Genomic DNA, 21,406 nt, shown 5'->3' with positions numbered 1-21,406 from the left:
ACAGCGCCGCCGCCGAAGGAGCACCGCATGGTCGCCGACCGCAGCGAGGCCGACCTCGCCGCCGCGCGGCCCCGCGACAGCACCGCAAACGGGCACCGCGAGCGTGGCGAAACCGTCGCGGACGGTAACGGTGCACACCACGGTTCCCCGACAGCGCGCGGTGAGAATGGGCGGAAACAACAGTCCGGTTCGTCCGCCGAGGCTCCTTCGCGCGGCGGAGCCGAGACCGTTCCCGGCGACGGTGGGTCCGGTGACGCGGTGGTAGACAGTCATGCGGCCGCGTCGGACACGCCCGCGACCGGCGACCGAGGAGGACGACGAGTGCGCGCGACGAGCGCGAGGACGGTCAGCGGCGGCGGGTCGTCGGTGCGGCGCAGGCCCAAGGACCGCAAGGTGCAGATCATTCGTGCCGCCGCGCGCGCGTTCAGCGAACGCGGGTACTACCCGGTAGGCGTGGACGAGATCGCCGCCGAGGTCGGAATCTCCGGACCGGCGCTCTACCGACACTTCCGTAACAAGTACGCGCTGCTGGTCGCCGCGGCCGAAGAAGGCGCGCGCCACCTTGCCGAAGTGGCACACAACGCGGACGATCCCACGCTGGACCCGGACCCACGTTTGGCGGCGTTGATCAAGGGTGTCGCCGAGTACACCATCGAGATCCGCCGCGAGGCGGGCCTGTATCGCTGGGAGCGGCGTTACCTCGAGCGGGCCGACCGGGTGCGGATCAGGAAAATCTACGACGACCTCAACGCCGCCTTCGCGGCGCCGATCGCACAGGTGCGACCGGAGGCCGCCGAGGCGGACGTCGCGCTGCGTGCCGCGGGTGTGTTGAGCGTGATCGCCAGCATCTCCGCGCACCGCACCACGCTGTCGAGTGCGAAACTGCTTCCGCTGCAACACGACATGGCTTCCGCCGTGGTCCATGTGACGCTGCCGCCCGCGCCGAGGGGGCCCGAGCCCGGTGCGCCCAGGCGCGGTATCCCGGTCACCTCCAAGCGCGAACAGTTGCTCACCGAGGCGATCAAGATCTTCGGGAGGCAGGGCTACCACGAGGCGAGTATCGAGGAGATCGGCGCCGCCGTCGGCATCAACGCTTCCAGCGTCTACCGCTACTTTCCCAGCAAGGCGGACCTGCTCGCCGCCGCTTTCCACCGCACAGGCGACCGGCTGGCCATCGCGATCACCGAGTCGCTCGCCGAAGCGACCAGCAGGGCCGACGCCGCCCGTCGGATCGCCGAGCGCTACGCGAAGCTGAGCTTCGCCACTCCGGAGATCATGCCGGTCTACTACGCGGAATTCACCAATCTGCCGCAGGCCGAGCAGCACAAGCTGCGCGCGATCCAACGCCAGAACATCCTGGAGTGGGCCAATCTGCTCGACGGCGACCCCGTGGAGTCCCGCTTTCGGGTGCACGCCGCCATCGGTCAGGTCATCGATCTCGGTCGCCTCATTCGGTTCGACACCAGGCCCGAGCACCTCGATCGAGTGATCGCGTTGATGCTGGCTGTGCTGTTCGGCAACGGTGAATCCGCTGCGGGCGTGCAGGACTAGGGGCGCGTAGGCGCCAGGGCACGTGAAGGACTGGGTGTGTGGAGGGCCGGGCAGGTGACGTGTCGGGCACGCGGAGGACTGGGTGTGTGGAGGGCCGGGCAGGTGACGTGTCGGGCACGTGAAGGACTGGGTGTGTGAAGGGCCGGGCACGTGAACGGCCACGCAGGCGAACGACTCAGGCCGTGCGGTTCGAGTGGGCGTGACGTTCGGTTGCATGGCGGTGACGCGCCGGTGCCATCGGCATGAGTCGGCAACATCGGTCAACCGCGGCGACCGTGGCGCAGCCGGAAACCCGCACGCAGCAAGCGCAACAGGCCGGGGCGGTGCTCGAAAGTGGAGAGGTTCAACCGGGTTCGATACCGCCTGCGCGCCACCGCGAGGGTCCTGCTGAACTCCTGGAGGCCCTGCGCGCCGTGACTGTGGCCGCGCCCGTACTCGCCGACCCCACCGAACGGCAACGCGGGGATCCCGGCGTAGGCGGCCGAGGAATTGATCGTCACCACACCCACCCGCAATCGTTCGGCGAAGGTCTCGATCTCCTGCACATCCCTGGTGAACACCGCGACAGCCACATCGGCGCCGACGGCGTTGATCCGCTCGGCCGCTTCGTCCATGCTCGTCACCTTGTTGACAACCAGAACGGGGCCGATGCCCTCGCCGGTGATGGCCAGACTGTCCTCGGGCACCTCCGCGAGGACGATCGGTTCGATATACGGGTCGCGGATCGAGTCCATCCCGCCGACGACGGTGCGTCCGCCGCGCGCCAGCGCGTCCCGAATCTGCTTACCCACCACCGCGATCTGCGATTCCATGATCATCGGGCCGTAGGTGGCGCGTTTGTCGGCCCCCGGCCGCAACGCGCCGGCCCGCTCGGTGACCAGTTCGAGGAACCGGTCGTACACCGATTCCGCGACGTAGGCGCGTTGGATTCCGGTGGCGTTCTGGCCCGCGTTCGACATGGCGCCGAAGACCGCCGCCTGCGCCGCGTCCTCGAGTTCAGCGTCGACGTGCACCACCATGCTGCCCTTGCCGCTGCGTTCCACCACCACCGGTGTCATCGTCGGTGCGCACAGTTCGATCACCTCGCGCGCACCGGCATCGGGCCCGGCATAGGCGATCTTGTCGACCCTGGCGGTACACAGTGCGGCACCGGTCGACGCGTCGCCGGTGATCGCTTGCAGCACCGGATGATTCGGGGCGAGGCGGCGCCAGCTGTCGGCCAGCCACACGCCGACGCCGGTGGTCAGTTCGTGCGGCTTGAACACCACCGCGTTGCCCGCGGCCATCGCGTAGGAGATCGATCCCATCGGTGTGAAGACCGGGTTGTTCCACGAGCCGAGCACACCGATCACGCCGAGCGGGAGATAGCCGACGGTGGCGCTCTGATGACGGGAAAGCCAGGTGGCGCCGAGTTTGCGGCGTCCGAGGGTGCGTGCGGCGTTGCGGGCGGCCCAGTCCAGGTTCTCGATGGTGAGCATCACCTCGATCGCCGCGTCCGCCTCGGGCTTACCGGTTTCCTCACACAGCAGGTCCACCAATTCGCTTGCGCGGCGGGTGATATCACGCTTCCATTCGAGCAACCAACGCTTGCGACCGCTGAACCCTAGTTCTGCCCACCATATTTCGGCCGAACGTGCCTCGCTCACGGCGAGGCGGACCGCGCTCGCGTTCTGCACGGCGTAGCTGCCGACGATCTCCCCGGTGCGTGGGTCGTAGGACGTGACTACATTCGGACGGCTCGATCCTCCCGGATGCGCCGCCACCTGTGACTGCGCGGACTCGGCCATGGTCACCTCTCGCGGTGTGAAACAACAAGGCGCGGCTGGCCGCATGATCTGGCGAACCGGCGCGGGCGGGAGCGGAATTCCTCCCGAGGAGCAGACTATTGCCGACCGTGGCGGGCCGACAAGGTGCGTGTGCTGCCTTTTCGCTGCCTTCCCAGTGCCGATTTCCATTTGCAATAGAACATGTGTCGGGAATGTGAGTAACGACACAGGAAGGCGTCGGGTAGTCGGGTAATGCGCGCGCGAAGGGGCCGAGGATTGCACGGCCGGTAACATCACGCCGAGCCCGAAGGATCACCCAACCGAACGAAATCACCGTGCGTCCTGGCAACCCGGTCGCCGCACCGGCCGATAGTGGAGAGTTGATGCCGAGCTTGGAACAAGCAGATTCGCATGCCGAGGAGCCTGCGGTCCGCGTCGCGGATGTCCGCAAGTCGTTCGGTGACGTGCATGCGCTGCGTGGCGTCAGCTTCGTCGCCGAACGTGCACGGGTGCTCGGTGTTCTCGGCCCGAACGGCGCGGGCAAGACGACCATGGTGAAGGTGCTGTCCACGCTGCTGCGCCCGGATTCCGGCACGGCCACCGTCGCCGGTCACGACGTGGTGAAAGATGCAGCGGCCGTGCGGCGTTCGATCATGATGACCGGCCAGTACGCGGCACTGGACGAGAACCTCTCCGGCCGCGAGAATCTCGAACTGTTCGCGCGGCTGATGGGTTTGAGCAAGTCCGCCGCCCGCAAGCGCGCCGATACGTTGCTGGAGGAGTTCGATCTGGTGAGCGCGGGCCGCCGCCCCGTGCACAACTACTCCGGTGGCATGCGCCGCCGCGTCGATATCGCCTGCGGCCTCGTGGTCCGCCCCGAGGTGGTGTTCCTCGACGAGCCGACCACCGGCCTCGACCCGCGCAGCCGCCAGGGTGTTTGGGATCTGGTGAACATGCTGAAAACCCAGGGCATTACGGTGCTGCTCACCACGCAGTACCTGGAAGAGGCCGACTTCCTCAGCGACAACATCATCGTCATCGACAAAGGCACCGTGATCGCCGAAGGCAGCGCCGACGAACTCAAGGAGAAAATCGGCGGCAGCTACTGCGAAGTGGTCCCGATCGACACCTCGCGTGTCCGCGACGCCGTCACCGCGCTGGGTGATCTGGTCCCCGCCGGCGTAGCCGAGCGTTTCGGCGAGCAGGACCGGTTGTCGATCCCCGCCCCGGATGGTGCCGCCACCCTGTCCGAGGCGTTGCGCAGGTTGGACGCGGCGGGAATCGCGCTGGCCGACATCGGATTGCGCCGCCCCTCGCTGGACGACGTTTTCCTTTCGCTCACCGACCGCACGGGCGGCCCGGCGTGAGTGCGCCGACGGACTCGGCCCCGCGCGCCCATCCCGGTGCCGCTGCGACTTTGTTCGCCGAACTACCGAGCGCGCACCCGTCGAACTTCCGGCAATGGCGCGCACTGTCGGGACGCATCGTGCGGACCATGGCGACCAAGGGTGAGCTGATCGTCGCGGTGATCACGCCGCTGGTCTTCACCCTCGGGTTCTATTTGCCGCTGCGGTTCGTGATGAAGTTCCAAGGCGTGGATTACGCGCAGTTCGTCATGCCGATCATCGTGCTGCAAACGATGGCCTTCACCATGATGTCGAACGCGCAGCTGGCCGCGTTCGAGGCATTGACCGGATTCAGCACCCGCTTACAGACCATGCCGATCGGCGCGCTGGTTCCACTCTCGGCACGGATCGCGGCGGGACTGGTCCGATCGGTCACCTCGCTCGTGGCGGCGCTGGTTTTCGGCTACCTCATCGGGTTTCGCTTCGTCGCGGGATTCGGGCAAGCCGTGGCCTTCTGCGCGTTCGCGCTCGCGGTGGGCACCGTGCTCGCGATCGGCGCCGACGCACTGGGCAGCCTGACCAAGAGCCCGGAATCACTGAGTCAGGCGCTGACGCTGCCCACGCTGATCTTCGGCATGCTTTCGTGCGGATTCGTCCCGGAACGCAACTTCCCGGAGTGGATTCGGCCCTTCGTCCGTAACCAGCCGATCTCCCAGTTCTCCTTCGCGTTGCGTGACATGACCGCGGACGGGGTCAGCTGGCAGGTCCTGTGGGTGCCGTTGGTGTGGTTGGGTGGACTGGCGATCGTGCTTGTGCCACTCGCGATCTGGGCGAGCGTGAGGCGGTCGTGACTTCAGTGAGCAAGACCGCGAACACTGCGCTCGGGACCGTCGAGGGGCGAACCCCGCTGCCCGAGGTCGCAGGCCATCCCGAAGGTTCCGTGCACAGCTTGGTGGTGCACACACTGATCCAGTGCAAGCGGCTGCTGTTGGTGTGGGCGCGCGATCCCGCGACGACCATTCAGACGCTCGCCTACCCGGCGCTCACCCTGCTGATGTTCAATATCGTGCTCGGCAAGGCGATCAGCAATGCCGCCGGTGTGCCGGTGATCTATGGCCAAGTCGCCATGATCGCGTTGGTCGCGGCGATGTCGGGTGCGGTGGTGAGTGCGCTCGGCTTCAAGAACGAGAAGAGCACCGGCCTGCTCGCGCGTTTCTGGACGTTGCCGATGAACCGCGCTGCCGGGATCGTCGGACGGCTGTTGGCCGAGGCCATTCGGGTACTGGTCACCACCTTGTTCGTGGTCGCGGTCGGTCTCGGTCTCGGTTTCCGATTCGGGCAGGGGCCGCTGGCGGCGGTGGCGTTGATCGGCATTCCCGTGCTGTTCACCATCGGCTTCGCGGTGCTTGTCACCGCGCTGGCGACACTCACCGAAGGCGTCGTGCTGGTCAGCTCGATCGCGATCTTCAATACATTGCTGATGTTCTTCAACACCGGTTTCGTGCCGGCGTTCTTCTACCCGCGATGGCTGCAGTCGACGGTCGCGAACCAGCCGATGAGTTGCGCCATCGAAGCGATGCGCGGCCTGTCCTATGGCGGCCCGGTCGCCGATCCGCTCCTGAAGACCGTGGCCTGGGTGGTCGGCATCATCGTCGTCTTCGGGTACCCCGCGGTGCGCGGCTACCGGCGCGCGGCGGAGACCAGCTCCTGATCGAAGGCCGGTCAATTCGTGCCGAACTCGCCGCAGAACATCGCGTGCTCACCTGAGCGGGCGGCAGCGGGCCGCGTCCGGGAAAGCGTCGGCTTCAAGAATCCGCCGGAGCGGTCGTCGGCTCGAACGGGTAGTCCAGCCAACGGTCGCGATTGCGCCAGCCGACCAGGTCGTAGCGCCAGTGGAACGGCCAGGTGTCGGCGACGGTGTTGAACAGCACCGCGGCCAACGGGGCGTAGTCGGCGTGCGCGGAGAGTAAGGCGCGTTGGCCGCGGGGCGAGGCGGTGAAGAAGGCGTCGAACATCGCCGTCGACTGCTCGGTGGTGAGTCGGCCGAGGCCGTAGAGGCCGCGCATGCGCATCCAGTACACCAGCCGGGCTCGCCGTGGCCACAGGCGTGCGATCGGGTCATCGCCCGCGAGTAATGCGTTGACGGCGGTGTCGACGAGGGCCAGCGAATCGGCGACACTGTAGCCGGTACAGGGGTGCATCATCCCGCCCCGCGAACCGAAGGGGACCGGCTGTGCCACACCAGGTTTCGGCGGAGGTTGAGCCAACGGATAGTGTGCGGCCTCGTGCGGTTCCTCGCCGGTGAGCCGGATCCCGTGGGCGGCGAGGCGATGCAGGGTGCGCTTGCGTAGTTCGTGTTGGGGCATACCACCGCGCAGGCCGAGGCTGGTTTCCTCGAAGATCACCGTGCCGTCGCCGAGCGGTACCGAGTAGAGAAACGACGGCGGCTCATCGGGGCCGGCACCGTTCTCGGGGCGCCAGTCCAGCAGCAGGCCCTCACCTTCGGTGACCATGGGCGCCGCCGTCGCGGCGTCGACGAAGATCCCGTGCGCGCTCGCCGCTCTGCGTCGGCCCAGGGGCGGCAGGCCTCTGGTGTCGAAGACGGCTGAGGCGGTGAGCGTCGTCCCGTCGGCGAGGTCGACCTCGTCGGCGGCGACACGGGTCGCTCGCGCCGCGATGACGGTGGCGTCGTCGAGTGGAAGCGCGTCGCGCAGGCCGGGTTTCGACAGTACGCAGTACGGCCGTTGGATGCGGCGTTCGACGTCGGTCCATACGGTCGGCGCGCCGATGGTGCTGGCGATCGCCGTCGCGGGCAGCCAGTCGGGCAGTTCATCGACCCAGCAGGAGAAGGTGGGCGCCCAGATCCGGTCGGGACGCGGATCGACAGCGAGCACGCGCAGCCCGGCACGCATCGCACGGTGCGCGAGCGCGCGACCGGTGGGCCCGAGTCCGACGACGCAGATGTCGGCGGTCGTGTTCGGCGCCCCCGAGGGCGGCACGCCATTGTTCGAGTTGTCACCGACCGCGTTGTCGCTCATGGCGGCAATTCAATCCGCTGGTGTCGCGTCGGCGCAACCATCCGCATGTTCGCGCGGGCGTGAGATACATCGCGAACAACGCAATTCCTCGTGTTTCCGTCATGCCCCCAAAACCGTTGGCCCCGGATTTCGAGTCGTGAGAAGTGTTGCGGCGCAACATACTCTGAGCTCAGCGTCGGGGTTACTTCTCGGCAGGGGAAAGGCTGGATATGCGAGGCGAAAATCGCCGGGTTCTGTGTTGTCTCGCCGCATTCGCGGCAGTACTCGGCGTGGTGGTCGGTGTGACCACTTCGACGGTCGTTTCAGGCACCGCGCATGCCGCACCCCCGACCGGCCCCGGCATTGTCTCGGTGCGCGAACACGACGCGCGAAACCTCACCCTGACAGTGCATTCCGCGGCGATGGGGCTGGATATCCCGGTCGAGGTGCAGCGCCCGGCCGATACCGGCGTGCCACGGCCGGTGCTGTATCTGTTGCTCGGTGCCGCCGGTGGCGTCGACGGTGTCACCTGGGCCACGAATACGCACGCGATGGAATTCCTCGCCGACAAAAATGTGAACGTGGTCACGCCGATCGGTGGAATGTTCAGTTATTACACCGATTGGGAGCGTGACGACCCGAGGCTGGGCAGGCAAAAGTGGAAAACGTTTCTGACCACTGAATTGCCGCCACTGATCAATGCCTATCTCGGCACCGACGGCCGCAATGCGATCGCAGGATATTCGATGTCGGCAACCGCGACACTGTCGTTGGCGGCCACCACCGGTGACCTCTACTCCGGCGTCGCCGCGTACAGCGGCTGCGTGCAGACCAGTGATCCGATCGGGCAGCAGTTCGTGCACCTGGTCGTCGACCAATGGGGGCTGTCGAACGCCGAGAACATGTGGGGTCGCGCCGACGATCCGCAGTGGGCGCTCAACGATCCCTACGTACAGGCGGAGGGCCTGCGCGGCAAGGCGATCTACCTTTCCAGCGGCAACGGACTGCCCGGCGCCCATGACACCTACAACGGCGAGTACTCGCTGGAGGGCCCTTTCGGCTACGCCGACCAACTCGTGCTCGGCGGGGTGATCGAGGCGGCGGTCAACTACTGCACGCAGAACATGCGAACGCGCCTGGACTCTTTGGGCATCCCCGCCAGCTATCACTTCCCCGGCGCCGGTACCCATTCGTGGGGTTATTGGGAAGACGCGCTGCGGGATTCGTGGCCCGTCCTAGCCGACTCGCTGGGGCTGTGAGCCGTGGCTTGTCGGAAACGCATAGCGCGCGTCCTCTCACTACTGTTCGCCGCGCTTGTCGTCACGGTGACGTATGCGCCCAGCGCCGGGGCGGCACCGGGATTCGCCGCGCTGGACGGTGCCAACGACTGGTCGTGCGAACCCACCGCCGGGCGCCCGCCGGTAGTTCTCGTGCACGGCTCGGGGACCGAGATCAGCCGCAGCTTCGCGGTACTCGCGCCGCGCCTGCGTGCCGAGGGCTACTGCGTCTTCGCCGGGAACCTCGGTGCCGCGCCGAGCGCGGGGGAGGTGGTGAGCGGCAGGACGCTACCCGGTGTGGGTTCGGTCGGCGCCGCGCTGCTCGGCCGGCCGATCTACGGGGTGCGTGAGATCGAGAGCATGGCGGTCGAACTCGCGGACGTGGTCGCCGAAGTCCGTCGGACTACCGGCGCCGAGCGGGTCGCGATGGTCGGGCATTCCACCGGAGGCAACGTGATCCGGCAGTATCTGCGGCGTGCGGGCGCGGCGGCGGTCGCCCAGGTGGTGACCATGGGGACGCCGTATCGAGGCACGACATGGGCCGGGCTGGCCGCGCTCTACCCGGATTTGGCGTCGCTCGGTTTGACCGACGCGCAGATCGCGAGCCAGGTATTCGGTGCGCCGGGCAAGCAGCAGGTCGCGGATTCGCCGCTGCTGCACCGACTCAACGCGACCGGCGAGACCGTGCCCGGCGTCCGGTACTCCGCCATCGCCTCGCGTTACGACGGGGTGATCACGCCGCAGGACACCGCGCAGTTGGCGGCACCGTCGGCGGGGGATCGCAATGTGATGTTGCAGGACGGTTGTCCCACCGACACCGCTGATCACAACGGTTTGTTGATCGATCCGCGCGCCTCCGCCGCGGTGCTCAGCGCGCTGGCCGACGATCAGCGTCCGCTGCCTTGCTGAGGAAACCCCCTCGGCCGCACAGGTTTCGGTGCGGTCAGGCGGGGGAGACCCAGGTGGTGATGTCGGCGTGCACGACCTCGACGCCGTGCTTGTCGTAGATCGACACCGGCACCACCAGCTCCACCCCTTCGGTGATCGCCGCGAAGTCGGGCAGTTCGGGCAGTTCGGCGACCGCGCGCAGGCCGGTCTCCGCTTTGGCCAGGTATCGCACGTTCATCGCCTTGGGAATCCAGCGGTGGGTCCTGGGGACCGTCGCCTCACTGAGCATGCCCATCGCCACCTCGGCGAGGTTGCACGCGGCGATCGCGTGGTAGGTGCCGAGATGGTTGTGGATACCGAACCATTTCGGCGAGGTGACCTCGCATCGCCCCGGCTCCAATCGCACGACCTGGGGCAACACCGTCCCGAAATACGGGACTTTCGCCACCATGCCGAGGGAGAACAGTGCGTGCCCGAGCCGATTGTTCGGCAACTTCTTCCAGCCACGGTAGGTCGCGGTCTCAGCGCTCATGCGGCTTACCTTACTCTGAAGTAAGTTCACGGGGTCGAGGGTGCGTCAACTGTGTCTCGTGCTCTTGGTAGTCTGCCGGGGAACCGCTCTGAACTGGCCTTTCGTGCCTCGTTGTCAGTTGGGTGGGGGCGGATTTGAAGTGCTCGGGGCACGTCGGGCATACTGTTCGGGTTGCCTTGATCCGGGCCACGCCTGTTTTACCGTGAAAGCGGAGGAAACGGCGGAGTCGGTCGAGGCGAGCAGTACCCAATCTTGTACTCCACCGGATTCCGGTGTGGGTGCGTCCGGGACAGTCATTCCAGGGCCGGGGACGGTAGTTGATGCCGGGGCCGAGGAATGAGCGGAAAGGCGACACGCCCGACCGCGTGGACCGGAGAACCATGACAGATGAACAGCGGCGAGGATCGGGTGTGCCCGGTCGCGGTCTCGACTGAGAGTCTCAATGGGCTATGCAAATCGAGGTGATCCAGACAGTTGGCTTTGCCGGCTTGGAATCACAAAGGAAAGCGGAGAAAAGGACACTTAGCGTGGCGGGACAAAAGATCCGCATCAGGCTCAAGGCCTATGACCACGAGGCGATCGACGCGTCCGCGCGCAAGATCGTGGAGACGGTGACCCGCACTGGGGCCCGTGTGGTCGGCCCGGTGCCGTTGCCGACCGAGAAGAACGTGTACTGCGTCATCCGTTCGCCGCACAAGTACAAGGACTCGCGCGAGCACTTCGAGATGCGTACGCACAAGCGGCTTATCGACATCCTCGACCCGACGCCGAAGACGGTCGACGCGCTCATGCGCATCGACCTCCCGGCCAGCGTCGACGTCAACATTCAGTGACGGGGATCCGAGCTATGACTGACAACAAGAACAGGCCAGCGGCGGGCATTCTGGGCACCAAGCTCGGGATGACCCAGGTGTTCGACGAGAAGAACCGCGTCGTTCCCGTGACCGTCATCAAGGCCGGACCGAACGTAGTGACCCAGATCCGCACCCAGGACACCGACGGCTACAGCGCCGTGCAGGTCGCCTTCGGTGCGATCGACCCTCGCAAGGTGAACAAGCCGGTCACCGGCCAGTTCACCAAGGCGGGCGTCACACCGCGTCGCCACATCGTCGAGATCCGCGTCGCCGACGCCTCGACCTTCGAGGTCGGTCAGGAACTGACCGCCGAGGTGTTCGAAGAAGGCGCCTACGTCGACGTGACCGGCACCAGCAAGGGCAAGGGCTTCGCCGGCACCATGAAGCGCCACGGCTTCAGTGGCCAGGGTGCCTCGCACGGTGCGCAGGCTGTGCACCGTCGTCCCGGTTCCATCGGTGGTTGCGCCACCCCCGGCCGCGTGTTCAAGGGCATGCGCATGTCGGGCCGCATGGGCAACGACCGTGTCACCACGCAGAACCTCTCGGTCCACAAGGTGGACGCCGAGAACGGCCTGCTGCTGATCAAGGGCGCGATCCCTGGTCGCAAGGGTGGCGTCGTGATCGTCAAGAGCGCCGTGAAGGGTGGTGCGCACGCATGAGCAGCGCAGTGACAACGGACAAGAAGTCCGCGAACCTGACCCTGCCGGTGAAGGCGCTGGGCGGCAAGAGCAACGGCACCGTCGATCTCCCCGCCGAGATCTTCGACGCGCCCGCGAACATCGCTCTGCTGCACCAGGTCGTCACCGCGCAGCTGGCCGCGGCCCGTCAGGGCACCCACGCGACCAAGACGCGTGGCCAGGTCGCCGGTGGTGGCAAGAAGCCGTACCGGCAGAAGGGCACCGGCCGCGCCCGTCAGGGCTCGACCCGCGCGCCGCAGTTCGTCGGCGGTGGCACCGTGCACGGCCCGCAGCCGCGTGACTACTCGCAGCGGACCCCGAAGAAGATGAAGGCCGCCGCACTGCGTGGCGCCCTGTCGGACCGGGTGCGTAACGAGCGCGTGCACGTGATCACCGAGCTCGTCGCCGGACAGGCTCCGTCGACCAAGACCGCCAAGACCTTCCTCGCGGAGCTTTCCGACCGCAAGAAGTTCCTGGTCGTCGTCGGCCGCGAGGACATCGCCGCATGGAAGAGCGTGGCGAACCTCCAGCATGTGCTGGCGATCGCGCCGGACCAGCTCAACACCTACGACGTGCTCAACAGCGACGAAGTGGTGTTCAGCGTGGAGGCCTTGAACACCTTTGTGCACGGCCCCGCCGAATCAGCACAGGAGGAGAGCAAGTGACCACCATCGCCGACCCACGCGACATTCTGTTGGCGCCGGTCATCTCCGAGAAGTCCTACGGACTGATCGAGGAAGGCACCTACACGTTCCTCGTGCACCCGGACACCAACAAGACGCAGATCAAGATCGCCGTCGAGAAGGTTTTCGGTGTGAAGGTCACCAGCGTCAACACCGCCAACCGTCAGGGCAAGCGCAAGCGGACCCGCTTCGGTTACGGCAAGCGCAAGGACACCAAGCGCGCGCTCGTGACCATCTCGGCCGACAGCAAGCCCATCGAGATCTTCGGAGGCCCGGTCGCGTAAGCGGGCGGGATTCCAGAAAGCAGAGAAGAACTCATGGCAATTCGTAAGTACAAGCCGACGACCCCGGGTCGCCGAGGGTCGTCCGTTTCGGACTTCGCCGAGATCACCCGGTCGACTCCCGAGAAGTCGCTGATCCGCCCGCTGCACAGCAAGGGTGGCCGCAACGCACACGGTCGCATCACCACTCGCCACCGCGGTGGCGGCCACAAGCGCGCCTACCGCCTGATCGACTTCCGTCGGTTGGACAAGGACGGCGTGCCGGCCAAGGTCGCGCACATCGAGTACGACCCCAACCGGACCGCGAACATCGCGTTGCTGCACTACCGCGACGGCGAGAAGCGCTACATCATCGCGCCCAAGGGCATCGCGCAGGGCACCCCGATCGAGTCCGGCCCCACGGCCGACATCAAGCCGGGTAACAACCTGCCGCTGCGCAACATCCCCACCGGTACCACGATCCACGCGGTGGAGCTGCGTCCCGGCGGCGGCGCGAAGATGGCCCGTTCGGCCGGATCCAGCATCCAGCTGCTCGGTAAGGAAGGTAGCTACGCCACGCTGCGTATGCCTTCCGGCGAAATCCGCCGTGTCGACGTGCGCTGCCGCGCCACCGTCGGCGAGGTCGGCAATGCCGAACAGTCGAACATCAACTGGGGCAAGGCCGGTCGCATGCGCTGGAAGGGCAAGCGCCCTACCGTCCGTGGTGTCGTCATGAACCCGGTCGACCACCCGCACGGTGGTGGTGAAGGCAAGACCTCCGGTGGTCGCCACCCAGTCTCGCCGTGGGGTCAGCCGGAAGGCCGCACCCGCAAGCCCAACCGTCCTAGCGACAAACTCATCGTCCGCCGGCGTCGTACCGGCAAGAACAAGCGCTGAAGGAGGAGGTAAGAAATGCCACGCAGCCTCAAGAAAGGCCCGTTCGTCGACGACCACCTCCTCGCGAAGGTGGACGTCCAGAACGAGAAGAACAGCAAGCAGGTCATCAAGACCTGGTCGCGCCGTTCGACCATCATCCCTGACTTCATCGGACACACGTTCGCGGTGCACGACGGCCGCAAGCACGTTCCGGTGTTCGTTTCGGAGAACATGGTCGGGCACAAGCTCGGTGAGTTCGCGCCGACCAGGACGTTCAGGAGCCACGTCAAGGAAGACCGGAAGAGCAAGCGGCGATGAGCGAATCAAACACAGCCACGGTTAACCAGACCGCACGCGCGACCGCCAAGCATGTCCGCGTGACCCCGATGAAGGCTCGTCGTGTCGTGGACCTGGTCCGCGGCAAGCGAGTCGAGGACGCACTGGCGATCCTGAAGTTCGCGCCGCAGGCCGCGAGCGAACCGGTCGCCAAGGTCGTCGCGAGTGCCGCGGCCAACGCCGAGAACAACCTCGGCCTGAACCCGGCGACGCTGGTCATCTCGACGGCTTACGTCGACGAGGGCGCCACCATGAAGCGGTTCCAGCCGCGTGCCCAGGGCCGTGCGTTCCGCATCCGTAAGCGCACCAGCCACATCACCATCGAGGTCGAGAGCATCCCCACCGCCGGTGGAACCACTCGCAACCGTCGGAAGGGAGGGGCAAAGTAAATGGGACAGAAAATCAACCCCCATGGCTTCCGCCTCGGCATCACCACAGACTGGAAGTCGCGCTGGTACGCCGACAAGCAGTACGCGGATTACGTCAAGGAAGACGTCGCGATCCGCAAGCTGCTGTCCACCGGCATGGAGCGCGCCGGCATCTCCAAGGTCGAGATCGAGCGCACTCGTGACCGTGTGCGTGTCGACATCCACACCGCGCGTCCCGGCATCGTCATCGGTCGCCGCGGCGCCGAGGCCGACCGGATCCGCGCGGAACTGGAGAAGCTCACCGGCAAGCAGGTGCAGCTGAACATCCTCGAGGTCAAGAACCCCGAATCGGATGCGCAGCTGGTGGCCCAGGCGGTCGCCGAGCAGCTGTCCAACCGTGTGGCGTTCCGTCGTGCGATGCGTAAGGCCATCCAGTCGGCCATGCGTTCGTCGAACGTCAAGGGCATTCGGGTGCAGTGCTCGGGCCGCCTCGGTGGCGCCGAGATGTCGCGCTCGGAGTTCTACCGCGAAGGTCGCGTGCCGCTGCACACGCTGCGCGCCGACATCGACTACGGCCTCTACGAGGCCAAGACCACCTTCGGTCGCATCGGCGTGAAGGTCTGGATCTACAAGGGCGACATCGTCGGTGGCAAGCGTGAGCTCACCGCCGCGTCGACCGCACCCGAGCGTCCGCGCCGGGAGCGGCCGAGCCGCCCGCGTCGGTCCGGGTCCGCGGGCACCACCGCGACCAGCACCGAGGCCGGACGCGCCGCCACCGCGGTGGCCGACGCTCCGGCAGAAAAACAGGAGGGCTGACGCATGCTGATGCCTCGAAAGGTGAAGCACCGCAAGCAGCATCACCCTGGCCGCTCAGGCATGGCCAAGGGCGGCACCTCGGTGGCGTTCGGCGAATTCGGCATCCAGGCACTGGAACCGGCCTACGTCACCAACCGGCAGATCGAGTCGGCGCGTATCGCGATGACCCGCCACATCAAGCGTGGCGGCAAGATCTGGATCAACATCTACCCCGATCGCCCGCTCACCAAGAAGCCCGCCGAGACCCGCATGGGTTCCGGTAAGGGTTCGCCCGAGTGGTGGGTCGCGAACGTCAAGCCGGGTCGGGTGATGTTCGAGATGAGTTACCCGAACGAGCAGACCGCTCGCGAGGCCCTGCGCCGCGCGATGCACAAGCTCCCGATGAAGTGCAGGATCGTGACCAGGGAGGAGCAGTTCTGATGGCTACCGGAACACCGGCCGCCGAGCTGCGCGAGCTCACCGAAGACGAGCTCGTCGCCCGCCTGCGTGAGTCGAAGGAAGAGCTTTTCAACCTGCGCTTCCAGATGGCGACGGGTCAGCTGGACAACAACCGTCGGCTGCGCGTCGTTCGTCACGAGATCGCGCGCGTCTACACGGTCATGCGTGAGCGGGAGCTCGGTCTGGCCTCGGCACCCGCGGACAAGGGAGATGCGGCATGAGCAGCGAAGAGAAGGTGACGACGACCGAAGAGCGCAGCAGCCGCAAGGTGCGCGTCGGTTACGTCGTCTCGGACAAGATGAACAAGACGATCGTCGTCGAGCTGGAAGACCGTAACCGGCACAAGCTCTACGGCAAGATCATCCGCACCACCTCCAAGGTGAAGGCGCACGACGAGGACGAGACCGCCGGTGTCGGCGACCGCGTCCAGCTGATGGAAACCCGTCCGCAGTCGGCCACCAAGCGCTGGCGTCTGGTCGAGGTGCTGGAGAAGGCCAAGTAAGGCTTCCCCGCCGAAAGTTCAAGGCCCGCTTCCTTTTCAGGAAGCGGGCCTTTTTCGTCGGTGCGGTCGTTTCAGACCCGTCCGTGATTCAGTAGGTCGGCGGTGCGACCGCGCGGATCTCCTCGGTGGATGCCAGGAAGGCTTCGGCGGCACGGTCGAAGTAGTCGAAGAGCAACTCTCGCTGTGACGGCAGGTAGCCGTTGACGCTCTCCCCGATCTTGCGACGGCCGGGGCGAGCACCCGGTCGAAGTCGACTGACTTCGACACCGGGGCGACGATGACCTGGGCGACGTCTACCACGGCCGTGCGGAAATCGGCCGCCCCCACCTGCAAGGTCAGCAGTACATCCTGGCGGGCTCACTCGGGTAGCGCTGCCATGATGTCCTGATGATCTTGGTTCTACTCGTCTGCGTGGGAGCGCTCTTGTCCTAGGGTGAGTAAGAAGCGAGGTCCGCGAGCTAGGCGATGGCGGCGACTCCGTTCCCACGTAGCCGCCATCGATGGTGGCCAGCCGGTCGCCGCGCTCGAGTGCTCTGTCCAGTACACCGAATCCGCGCCGCCCTAGCGGGCCAAGACACTGAAGGCCCGCTTCTGCGGGGAAGTGGGCGCTGTCGAGTGTTGCTCAGGGCACGTCGATGGTGATCTCGCCCTGCTGATGGATGAAGTTCGAGGAGAGTTCGGCGGTGACTCGGCCGGGGCCGGTGGGGACCGAGTACGCGGAGCAGATGGGGACGTCGCAGCCCGACGGCAGGTTGACGGTGGTGGAGTGGGCCCCGGAGGCGCCAGTGGTCTCGTTGTGCCAGCGCACGGTGATGGTGGCGCCGCAATTGATCGGGATGCCGAGGGTGAGGTTCGGCTGTGGGAGGGCGAACGAGACGGCACCGGGATAGTTCGGGTCGGCGTAACCGACGCGGACAGTCTGTTGGATGACGCAGGGACCCGAAGTGAGGGTGGTGACCGCGAATTCGGTGTTGGCCGCCTGGGCGGGCGCTGCCAGACCGACCGCGAGTGCGGCGACGGCAGCGACGGGGAAGGCGACTCTGGCGAGGGATCGGCGCATGGGTGGACGGTACCGATCTGCTCGGTGACGCGGTAGCCCCGAATTCACCTGTCGCAGCGGCGAGTACCGGGCACCTCCGATACCCGGCGAGTGTCGCCTACCGCGCGCTACTGTGCGGGGCATGGGAGTGTTTCTGGCGTTCGGGGTATTGGTCGGGCTCCTGTTGATCGGCGCAGTGTTGTATCGGATGAAGGTCGGTGGAAACAACCGCGGTCGCAATGCGCGTCGCGGCGGTTGGTCCGCGGGTAGCGCCGGGGGCTGGTACGCCGGTGACGGGGGCGGTCACCACGACCACCACGGTGGTGATTCGGGCAGTGATTCCGGTGGCGGTAGCAGCTGTGGCGGTGGGAGCAGTTGCGGTGGCGGCAGTAGTTGCGGTGGTGGGGGTAGCTGAGTTCAGCCGCTGATGGCTGAGTTCAGCCAGGGCCCGCGCAGTTTGAGCGCGGATTCCAGCGCGCGCACCACTGCGGACCGCGAGACACCGACCTCGTTGGCGATGCCGGGCGGCGGCCAGGATTCGTCGGCGAGCAAGAGTATTTCCTTCAGCTGCTCGATGGGAAGATTCGACAGCCGCTTGCGCGCGATTTCCCTGGCGAGTGAGGTCACCTCGGTGTCGTCGTCGAGATCGTCTTCGTCCTCCACGTCGTGCACCTCGTCGTCGACAGTGGGCAACGATGGTGCGCTGCGGATCGGTACGGGTCGCGGTCGCGGCGGCTCGACGGGCTCCTCGAAGACGAGTTGTTCCGGGATGGTCATGCCACGCGGGCTGTTCGAACTCGTTGTGGCAGTGCGGATGTCGGTGACGCGTTCGGTGTGTGCGGAAGCATCGGGGCCGGGCTTTTCGGTGCTGATCGGTGTCGCCGCGGTGGTGGGCTCGGGACTTGTGCGCAGCGTGGAGGTGGCGCCCGTGTCATCGACCGTGTTCGTGGTGTGCCGAGGTTCGGAGTCGTCGGCGAACAAGTCGGCGTCATGGCCGTTGGCGAACTGCCGCGCGCCGTTGGGCGTCTGTGGTGCCACACGTGCGTCGCGCGCGACGCCGAATTCCGGCTTCTCGTCGCCGATCGAATGGTGCGTCGGCGCGTCGCCATGCGATGCGGAGTGCTCGTAGTCGGTGGGCTCCGGCGCGGCGTCCGACCCGTGTGCGACGCCTGACGCGCTCGCGGCGGCGTCGTCGATTGCCGTTGTGTGGCTGTTGGTTTCGCGGTTTTTGCGCGCGCTCGCATCGAGGTGCCCGCTGTGGTGCTTGCGGGAAGTGTGGTTCGCGAGGTGATCGGACGGGGCGAGGTCGATGGCGTCCGCGTTCCCGTCGATAGGCGGCGCCGGGCTCGCCGTCGATTCGGGTGTTGTCGCGCTGCGGCTGTCTTCAGCTGACGGGCTGGAATGCTGGTCGTTGGGGTCGGGTTGTGCGTTGTGGCCGTTGCGTGGGGTGTGGTCGGCTTCCGGCTGATGGATGCCGTTCGGCGTGCGTGTGTGGTTGTGGCCGTTCGCAGTTCGGTGGGGAGCCGTGGCGTAATCGGTGCTCGACGGCGCGCTATCGGTGTAACTGCGGTGGCCATCGCGGGTCTCGGGTGCGCTTGTCGTGGCCTCGCGTCCGTTGGTCCGCTCGGTCGGTCGGTGGCCGTTGGATCCGGGGTGGTTGTGGGTGCCGGGATGGCCTGGTTTCGAGAGCGAGTCGAGCGTCCCGTTGCGCGGCGCGAATCCGTTGGTGTGGTCCCCGTCGGCGCTGGCGGCGTGTCCGCTGCGCTCGGCGCGGCGGTCGACGATCGGCGTGTTCAGCGGGAATCCGTTGATCAGTGGCCGGGTGTTCGAGCTGGGTGCGTGGCCGTTCGGATAGGTCCTGGTCGCGGCGGGTCGATCGACGACCGGTGTGTCCGGCGTGTACCCGTTGCGCGGCAGCCGGGTGCTCGAATCATCGGCGCCGTTGGGTGCGTGGGGCCGCGAGTGCCCATGGGTAGCCGCGGGTTTCGGCTCGCCGAAGGTATCGGCGCCGTTGCTACCGGTGGCTTCCGAACGGTCGGGCATCGCGTGGGTCGCGAAACGGCGGTCGTCCCCCGTGCCGCGCTCGAGCGCATGGTGCTGCGTGGGCGACACGACCCCGGTGCTCGGGTTCGCGTCGACGCGTCGGCTGGCCACCCGTCCCGGCTCCGCGCCGCGGTCGACGACCGGCGCGCCGTCGATCAACAGCGCGTAGCGGGCCGAAACCCAGGCGTGCAACCAGATCACGACGCCCACCATCACCGGGGCGATGGCGTATTCGGCGGCGCGGCCGAGTTCGCCGGAGGCGAGGTGTGGGCCCGCGTTGAGCGCGATCGTGGTGCCGAGCAGGGCGGCTTCGAAGAACAGCACCTTGCCGCGGGCGAGTTCGCGACCCCAACGCGCCGCGGTGGTCGCCGCCACCATGATGGTGATGATGGGGATCGAGATCATCGCCTCGATGCCGTAACTCAACCAATACAGCGGATCGGTCATGTCGCCGCTGGGCACCAGATTGTGCTGGACGTTCACGCCGGCCCAGACCATGCCGAGCACGACCACCGAAATCAGTGCACGCGAGGACCATTCGGCGCGACGAAACAATTGCGCTAGGCGCGCGTCCTCGCTGGAGACCCGGCGTCGGGCGGCGAGGGCGCGGCGATGCCAGCGTGCGTCGGCCTCGTCGGCGCGCTGAATCACCGCCGCGGTCTTACGGTCTCGCGCTTCGACGGCGAGTTCCTCTTCGACCGCACGGCGGCGTTGCTTGCGCCGCTGACCGCGAATCCATTCCGCGAGCGCGCGTTCCTCGGCGATCTCCTTCTCGGAGAGCACCTCGAAGAGGGCGGCGTCGTGCTGCAATGGCAGTTTGCCGCGCGCGGTGCGGACCTGTTGTTCGAGCGCGGCTATCTCGTCGATGCCGGTCGGACGGTCGCCGCGGCGCGGTGCGTCGGGGTGCGCGAGTTCGGCGGCCGAAACGATTCGCGGCCGGTCGCGGTCATCGTCGAAGGACGGAAAGTCCTTGGCGAACTCGGAATACTCGGCGGCCGAGGGGAAATCGTCGGTCGGGACGTTCCCGATCTCGGTGGAGTCCGCCGGGTGGCCATCGTGTCCGTTGCTGCCGGGCGCGCAAAGACGGTCTCGCTCGGAATGACCGTCGAATCCGAACGGTGTGGTGACCCCGCCGAATTCAGCGTTCTCGTGAATTCCGGCCGGATCGGACGCCACGGAGGTCTGCATACGATCGTTCGACGATTCGTCGGGCATCGCGAGCCTTCCCACAAGCAGGTGTCATACCGGCGTGGTGGCGTCGGCATGCTTGCTCGAACATATGTGTGATCGCTGTGAGACTAAACCGCGATGTGGACGAGGTCAATGCGAACGCTCGAAAACCTGTGCGATACATAGGGCGCTGCCCGTGCCATATCGAGGCACGGATGCCGAATCAAGCCAGAGTGCTGTGCCAGAGCAGCGCCGCCGTGAGCGCGCCAGCGCCGTTCACCGACCAGTGCAGTGCGATCGGCGCGAGCAGGCTGCCGCTGCGTCGACGCAACCAGGTGAACACGACGCCCGCGCCCGCGGTGACGACCACGGCGAGCGCGATGCCCGCGATCTGCCCGGCCACCCCGCCGCCGACGAGCTCGGTGAGGCCGCGATTACCCGCGGTGAGTCCGAGCGAGGACGCGATGTGCCACATCCCGAAAAGCAGTGAGCCCGCCGCGAAGACACCGCGGGCACCATAGACGCGGTCGAGGGTGCCGTGCAGGACGCCGCGGAAGGCGAGCTCTTCCGGGATGACGGTTTGCAGTGGGATCACGATCATCGAGGCGATGAGCGCACCCGAGACCGTGGCATAACGGTCGGCCAGGAGGAACGGTCGGGTGATCGGCAGCAGCGCGCCGATGGCGACCACCGCCAACACCACCCCCACGGCCGCGAGCCCGTAGCGCGATCCCCGTCGCCAGTGCCGCGGTGACAGTCCGAGTTCGGCCCAGCCGAGTCCGCGTCGGCGCATCAAGACCAGCAGCGCGGCCGCGGCGATCGGGACGGTGACGATATTGGCCCACACGGTGGTGAAGTGCGCGATCAGGTTGGTGCCCACCAGTACGGCGACCACTACCGCGACGTCGATATAAGCGTGGAGTAGGTGTCGCGGCCGAGGGGGTGATTGCGGAGCCTGGTCGAACAT

23 protein-coding genes are annotated in these 21,406 nt (G+C 66.8%); 17 read left to right on the top strand and 6 right to left on the bottom strand.

Going from position 1 to position 21,406, the window contains the following annotated elements; translation table 11 throughout:
• The first annotated feature begins 321 nt into the window (after positions 1 to 321).
• Positions 322 to 1,551: a TetR/AcrR family transcriptional regulator gene (locus ABEA50_RS02860; protein WP_345494626.1), complete on the top strand. Its 1,230-nt coding sequence runs from the start codon at positions 322 to 324 to the stop codon at positions 1,549 to 1,551.
• Between the two features lie 260 nt (positions 1,552 to 1,811).
• Here the strand turns inward: ABEA50_RS02860 and ABEA50_RS02855 are convergent, their stop codons facing one another.
• Entirely contained in the window at positions 1,812 to 3,338 is a 1,527-nt protein-coding gene (locus tag ABEA50_RS02855; RefSeq protein WP_345493410.1) for an aldehyde dehydrogenase family protein, read from the bottom strand.
• Positions 3,339 to 3,700: 362 nt separating this feature from the next.
• Here ABEA50_RS02855 and ABEA50_RS02850 point away from each other — a divergent pair, with 362 nt between their 5' ends.
• From ABEA50_RS02850 to ABEA50_RS02840, 3 genes are read left to right on the top strand one after another with little or no spacing between them, the layout of a single operon-like run.
• Positions 3,701 to 4,684, top strand: coding sequence for an ATP-binding cassette domain-containing protein (locus tag ABEA50_RS02850; protein WP_345493409.1), 984 nt, complete (start codon positions 3,701 to 3,703; stop codon positions 4,682 to 4,684).
• The gene (locus ABEA50_RS02845) at positions 4,681 to 5,514 is read left to right on the top strand and encodes an ABC transporter permease (RefSeq protein WP_425577514.1); all 834 of its coding nucleotides are present in this window, start codon (positions 4,681 to 4,683) and stop codon (positions 5,512 to 5,514) included. Before ABEA50_RS02850 ends, ABEA50_RS02845 begins: the two co-directional genes overlap by 4 nt.
• A complete protein-coding gene (locus ABEA50_RS02840; protein ID WP_425577513.1) occupies positions 5,511 to 6,374 on the top strand; it encodes an ABC transporter permease in 864 nt (287 codons plus the stop codon). Before ABEA50_RS02845 ends, ABEA50_RS02840 begins: the two co-directional genes overlap by 4 nt.
• A 94-nt stretch (positions 6,375 to 6,468) precedes the next feature.
• Here ABEA50_RS02840 and ABEA50_RS02835 read toward each other — a convergent pair whose 3' ends face one another.
• Positions 6,469 to 7,701 (bottom strand): lycopene cyclase family protein, encoded by a 1,233-nt coding sequence (locus tag ABEA50_RS02835; protein WP_345493408.1) that lies wholly within the window; start codon positions 7,699 to 7,701, stop codon positions 6,469 to 6,471.
• A gap of 209 nt (positions 7,702 to 7,910) precedes the next feature.
• Between ABEA50_RS02835 and ABEA50_RS02830 the strand changes: the two genes are divergently transcribed.
• Positions 7,911 to 8,939, top strand: a complete 1,029-nt coding sequence (locus tag ABEA50_RS02830) for an alpha/beta hydrolase (protein WP_425577512.1) — start codon at positions 7,911 to 7,913, stop codon at positions 8,937 to 8,939.
• Positions 8,940 to 9,005: 66 nt separating this feature from the next.
• Positions 9,006 to 9,866 (top strand): esterase/lipase family protein, encoded by an 861-nt coding sequence (locus tag ABEA50_RS02825; protein WP_345493406.1) that lies wholly within the window; start codon positions 9,006 to 9,008, stop codon positions 9,864 to 9,866.
• Between the two features lie 34 nt (positions 9,867 to 9,900).
• Here ABEA50_RS02825 and ABEA50_RS02820 read toward each other — a convergent pair whose 3' ends face one another.
• Entirely contained in the window at positions 9,901 to 10,377 is a 477-nt protein-coding gene (locus ABEA50_RS02820; protein ID WP_345493405.1) for a hotdog fold domain-containing protein, read from the bottom strand.
• Between the two features lie 527 nt (positions 10,378 to 10,904).
• Between ABEA50_RS02820 and rpsJ the strand changes: the two genes are divergently transcribed.
• The 11 genes from rpsJ to rpsQ are packed head-to-tail and all read left to right on the top strand — an operon-like array spanning position 10,905 to position 16,187.
• Entirely contained in the window at positions 10,905 to 11,210 is a 306-nt protein-coding gene (rpsJ, locus tag ABEA50_RS02815; protein WP_003938093.1) for a 30S ribosomal protein S10, read from the top strand.
• A gap of 14 nt (positions 11,211 to 11,224) precedes the next feature.
• Complete coding sequence (rplC, locus tag ABEA50_RS02810; protein ID WP_345493404.1) at positions 11,225 to 11,890, top strand: 50S ribosomal protein L3; 666 nt, start codon at positions 11,225 to 11,227, stop codon at positions 11,888 to 11,890.
• Complete coding sequence (gene rplD / locus ABEA50_RS02805; RefSeq protein WP_345493403.1) at positions 11,887 to 12,573, top strand: 50S ribosomal protein L4; 687 nt, start codon at positions 11,887 to 11,889, stop codon at positions 12,571 to 12,573. Before rplC ends, rplD begins: the two co-directional genes overlap by 4 nt.
• Positions 12,570 to 12,875 (top strand): 50S ribosomal protein L23, encoded by a 306-nt coding sequence (gene rplW, locus ABEA50_RS02800; protein ID WP_345493402.1) that lies wholly within the window; start codon positions 12,570 to 12,572, stop codon positions 12,873 to 12,875. The genes rplD and rplW overlap by 4 nt, the downstream gene beginning before the upstream one ends.
• A gap of 33 nt (positions 12,876 to 12,908) precedes the next feature.
• On the top strand, positions 12,909 to 13,748 hold the full coding sequence (gene rplB, locus ABEA50_RS02795; RefSeq protein ID WP_345493401.1) for a 50S ribosomal protein L2: 840 nt from the start codon (positions 12,909 to 12,911) through the stop codon (positions 13,746 to 13,748).
• A gap of 15 nt (positions 13,749 to 13,763) precedes the next feature.
• Positions 13,764 to 14,045 (top strand): 30S ribosomal protein S19, encoded by a 282-nt coding sequence (gene rpsS / locus ABEA50_RS02790; RefSeq protein ID WP_345493400.1) that lies wholly within the window; start codon positions 13,764 to 13,766, stop codon positions 14,043 to 14,045.
• The gene (gene rplV, locus ABEA50_RS02785) at positions 14,042 to 14,452 is read left to right on the top strand and encodes a 50S ribosomal protein L22 (RefSeq protein ID WP_345493399.1); all 411 of its coding nucleotides are present in this window, start codon (positions 14,042 to 14,044) and stop codon (positions 14,450 to 14,452) included. The genes rpsS and rplV overlap by 4 nt, the downstream gene beginning before the upstream one ends.
• Positions 14,453 to 15,247 carry a 30S ribosomal protein S3 gene (gene rpsC / locus ABEA50_RS02780; RefSeq protein WP_345493397.1) on the top strand — a complete coding sequence of 265 codons (795 nt, stop codon included), beginning with the start codon at positions 14,453 to 14,455 and terminating at the stop codon, positions 15,245 to 15,247.
• A 3-nt stretch (positions 15,248 to 15,250) separates the two neighbouring features.
• Positions 15,251 to 15,667, top strand: coding sequence for a 50S ribosomal protein L16 (gene rplP, locus ABEA50_RS02775; RefSeq protein ID WP_345493395.1), 417 nt, complete (start codon positions 15,251 to 15,253; stop codon positions 15,665 to 15,667).
• Positions 15,667 to 15,906 (top strand): 50S ribosomal protein L29, encoded by a 240-nt coding sequence (gene rpmC, locus ABEA50_RS02770; RefSeq protein WP_345493394.1) that lies wholly within the window; start codon positions 15,667 to 15,669, stop codon positions 15,904 to 15,906. The genes rplP and rpmC overlap by 1 nt, the downstream gene beginning before the upstream one ends.
• Entirely contained in the window at positions 15,903 to 16,187 is a 285-nt protein-coding gene (gene rpsQ, locus ABEA50_RS02765; protein ID WP_345493393.1) for a 30S ribosomal protein S17, read from the top strand. The genes rpmC and rpsQ overlap by 4 nt, the downstream gene beginning before the upstream one ends.
• Before the next feature lie 622 nt (positions 16,188 to 16,809).
• On the opposite strand, the gene ABEA50_RS02760 is transcribed toward rpsQ, so the two are convergent.
• The 3 genes from ABEA50_RS02760 to ABEA50_RS02750 form a co-directional block, all read right to left on the bottom strand.
• On the bottom strand, positions 16,810 to 17,247 hold the full coding sequence (locus tag ABEA50_RS02760; RefSeq protein WP_345493392.1) for a hypothetical protein: 438 nt from the start codon (positions 17,245 to 17,247) through the stop codon (positions 16,810 to 16,812).
• Between the two features lie 396 nt (positions 17,248 to 17,643).
• Positions 17,644 to 20,445, bottom strand: a complete 2,802-nt coding sequence (locus ABEA50_RS02755) for a hypothetical protein (RefSeq protein WP_345493391.1) — start codon at positions 20,443 to 20,445, stop codon at positions 17,644 to 17,646.
• Positions 20,446 to 20,662: 217 nt separating this feature from the next.
• A complete protein-coding gene (locus ABEA50_RS02750; protein ID WP_345493390.1) occupies positions 20,663 to 21,406 on the bottom strand; it encodes a CPBP family intramembrane glutamic endopeptidase in 744 nt (247 codons plus the stop codon).

Origin of the sequence: Nocardia callitridis (assembly GCF_039543305.1) — a bacterium.
Classification (GTDB): domain Bacteria; phylum Actinomycetota; class Actinomycetes; order Mycobacteriales; family Mycobacteriaceae; genus Nocardia; species Nocardia callitridis.
The sequence above is the reverse complement of the archived record's forward strand: the minus strand, read 5'-3'. Positions and strand labels throughout refer to the sequence as shown.

Excerpts from the sequence above, each read along its gene's own strand:
- ABEA50_RS02855 (WP_345493410.1), bottom strand. The coding sequence starts at position 3,338 with ATGGCCGAGTCCGCGCAGTCACAGGTGGCGGCGCATCCGGGAGGATCG.
- ABEA50_RS02850 (WP_345493409.1), top strand. The coding sequence starts at position 3,701 with ATGCCGAGCTTGGAACAAGCAGATTCGCATGCCGAGGAGCCTGCGGTC.
- ABEA50_RS02835 (WP_345493408.1), bottom strand. The coding sequence starts at position 7,701 with ATGAGCGACAACGCGGTCGGTGACAACTCGAACAATGGCGTGCCGCCC.
- ABEA50_RS02830 (WP_425577512.1), top strand. The coding sequence starts at position 7,911 with ATGCGAGGCGAAAATCGCCGGGTTCTGTGTTGTCTCGCCGCATTCGCG.
- ABEA50_RS02820 (WP_345493405.1), bottom strand. The coding sequence starts at position 10,377 with ATGAGCGCTGAGACCGCGACCTACCGTGGCTGGAAGAAGTTGCCGAAC.
- rplC (WP_345493404.1), top strand. The coding sequence starts at position 11,225 with ATGACTGACAACAAGAACAGGCCAGCGGCGGGCATTCTGGGCACCAAG.
- rplD (WP_345493403.1), top strand. The coding sequence starts at position 11,887 with ATGAGCAGCGCAGTGACAACGGACAAGAAGTCCGCGAACCTGACCCTG.
- rplB (WP_345493401.1), top strand. The coding sequence starts at position 12,909 with ATGGCAATTCGTAAGTACAAGCCGACGACCCCGGGTCGCCGAGGGTCG.
- rpsS (WP_345493400.1), top strand. The coding sequence starts at position 13,764 with ATGCCACGCAGCCTCAAGAAAGGCCCGTTCGTCGACGACCACCTCCTC.
- rplV (WP_345493399.1), top strand. The coding sequence starts at position 14,042 with ATGAGCGAATCAAACACAGCCACGGTTAACCAGACCGCACGCGCGACC.
- rpsC (WP_345493397.1), top strand. The coding sequence starts at position 14,453 with ATGGGACAGAAAATCAACCCCCATGGCTTCCGCCTCGGCATCACCACA.
- rplP (WP_345493395.1), top strand. The coding sequence starts at position 15,251 with ATGCTGATGCCTCGAAAGGTGAAGCACCGCAAGCAGCATCACCCTGGC.
- rpmC (WP_345493394.1), top strand. The coding sequence starts at position 15,667 with ATGGCTACCGGAACACCGGCCGCCGAGCTGCGCGAGCTCACCGAAGAC.
- rpsQ (WP_345493393.1), top strand. The coding sequence starts at position 15,903 with ATGAGCAGCGAAGAGAAGGTGACGACGACCGAAGAGCGCAGCAGCCGC.
- ABEA50_RS02760 (WP_345493392.1), bottom strand. The coding sequence starts at position 17,247 with ATGCGCCGATCCCTCGCCAGAGTCGCCTTCCCCGTCGCTGCCGTCGCC.
- ABEA50_RS02750 (WP_345493390.1), bottom strand. The coding sequence starts at position 21,406 with ATGTTCGACCAGGCTCCGCAATCACCCCCTCGGCCGCGACACCTACTC.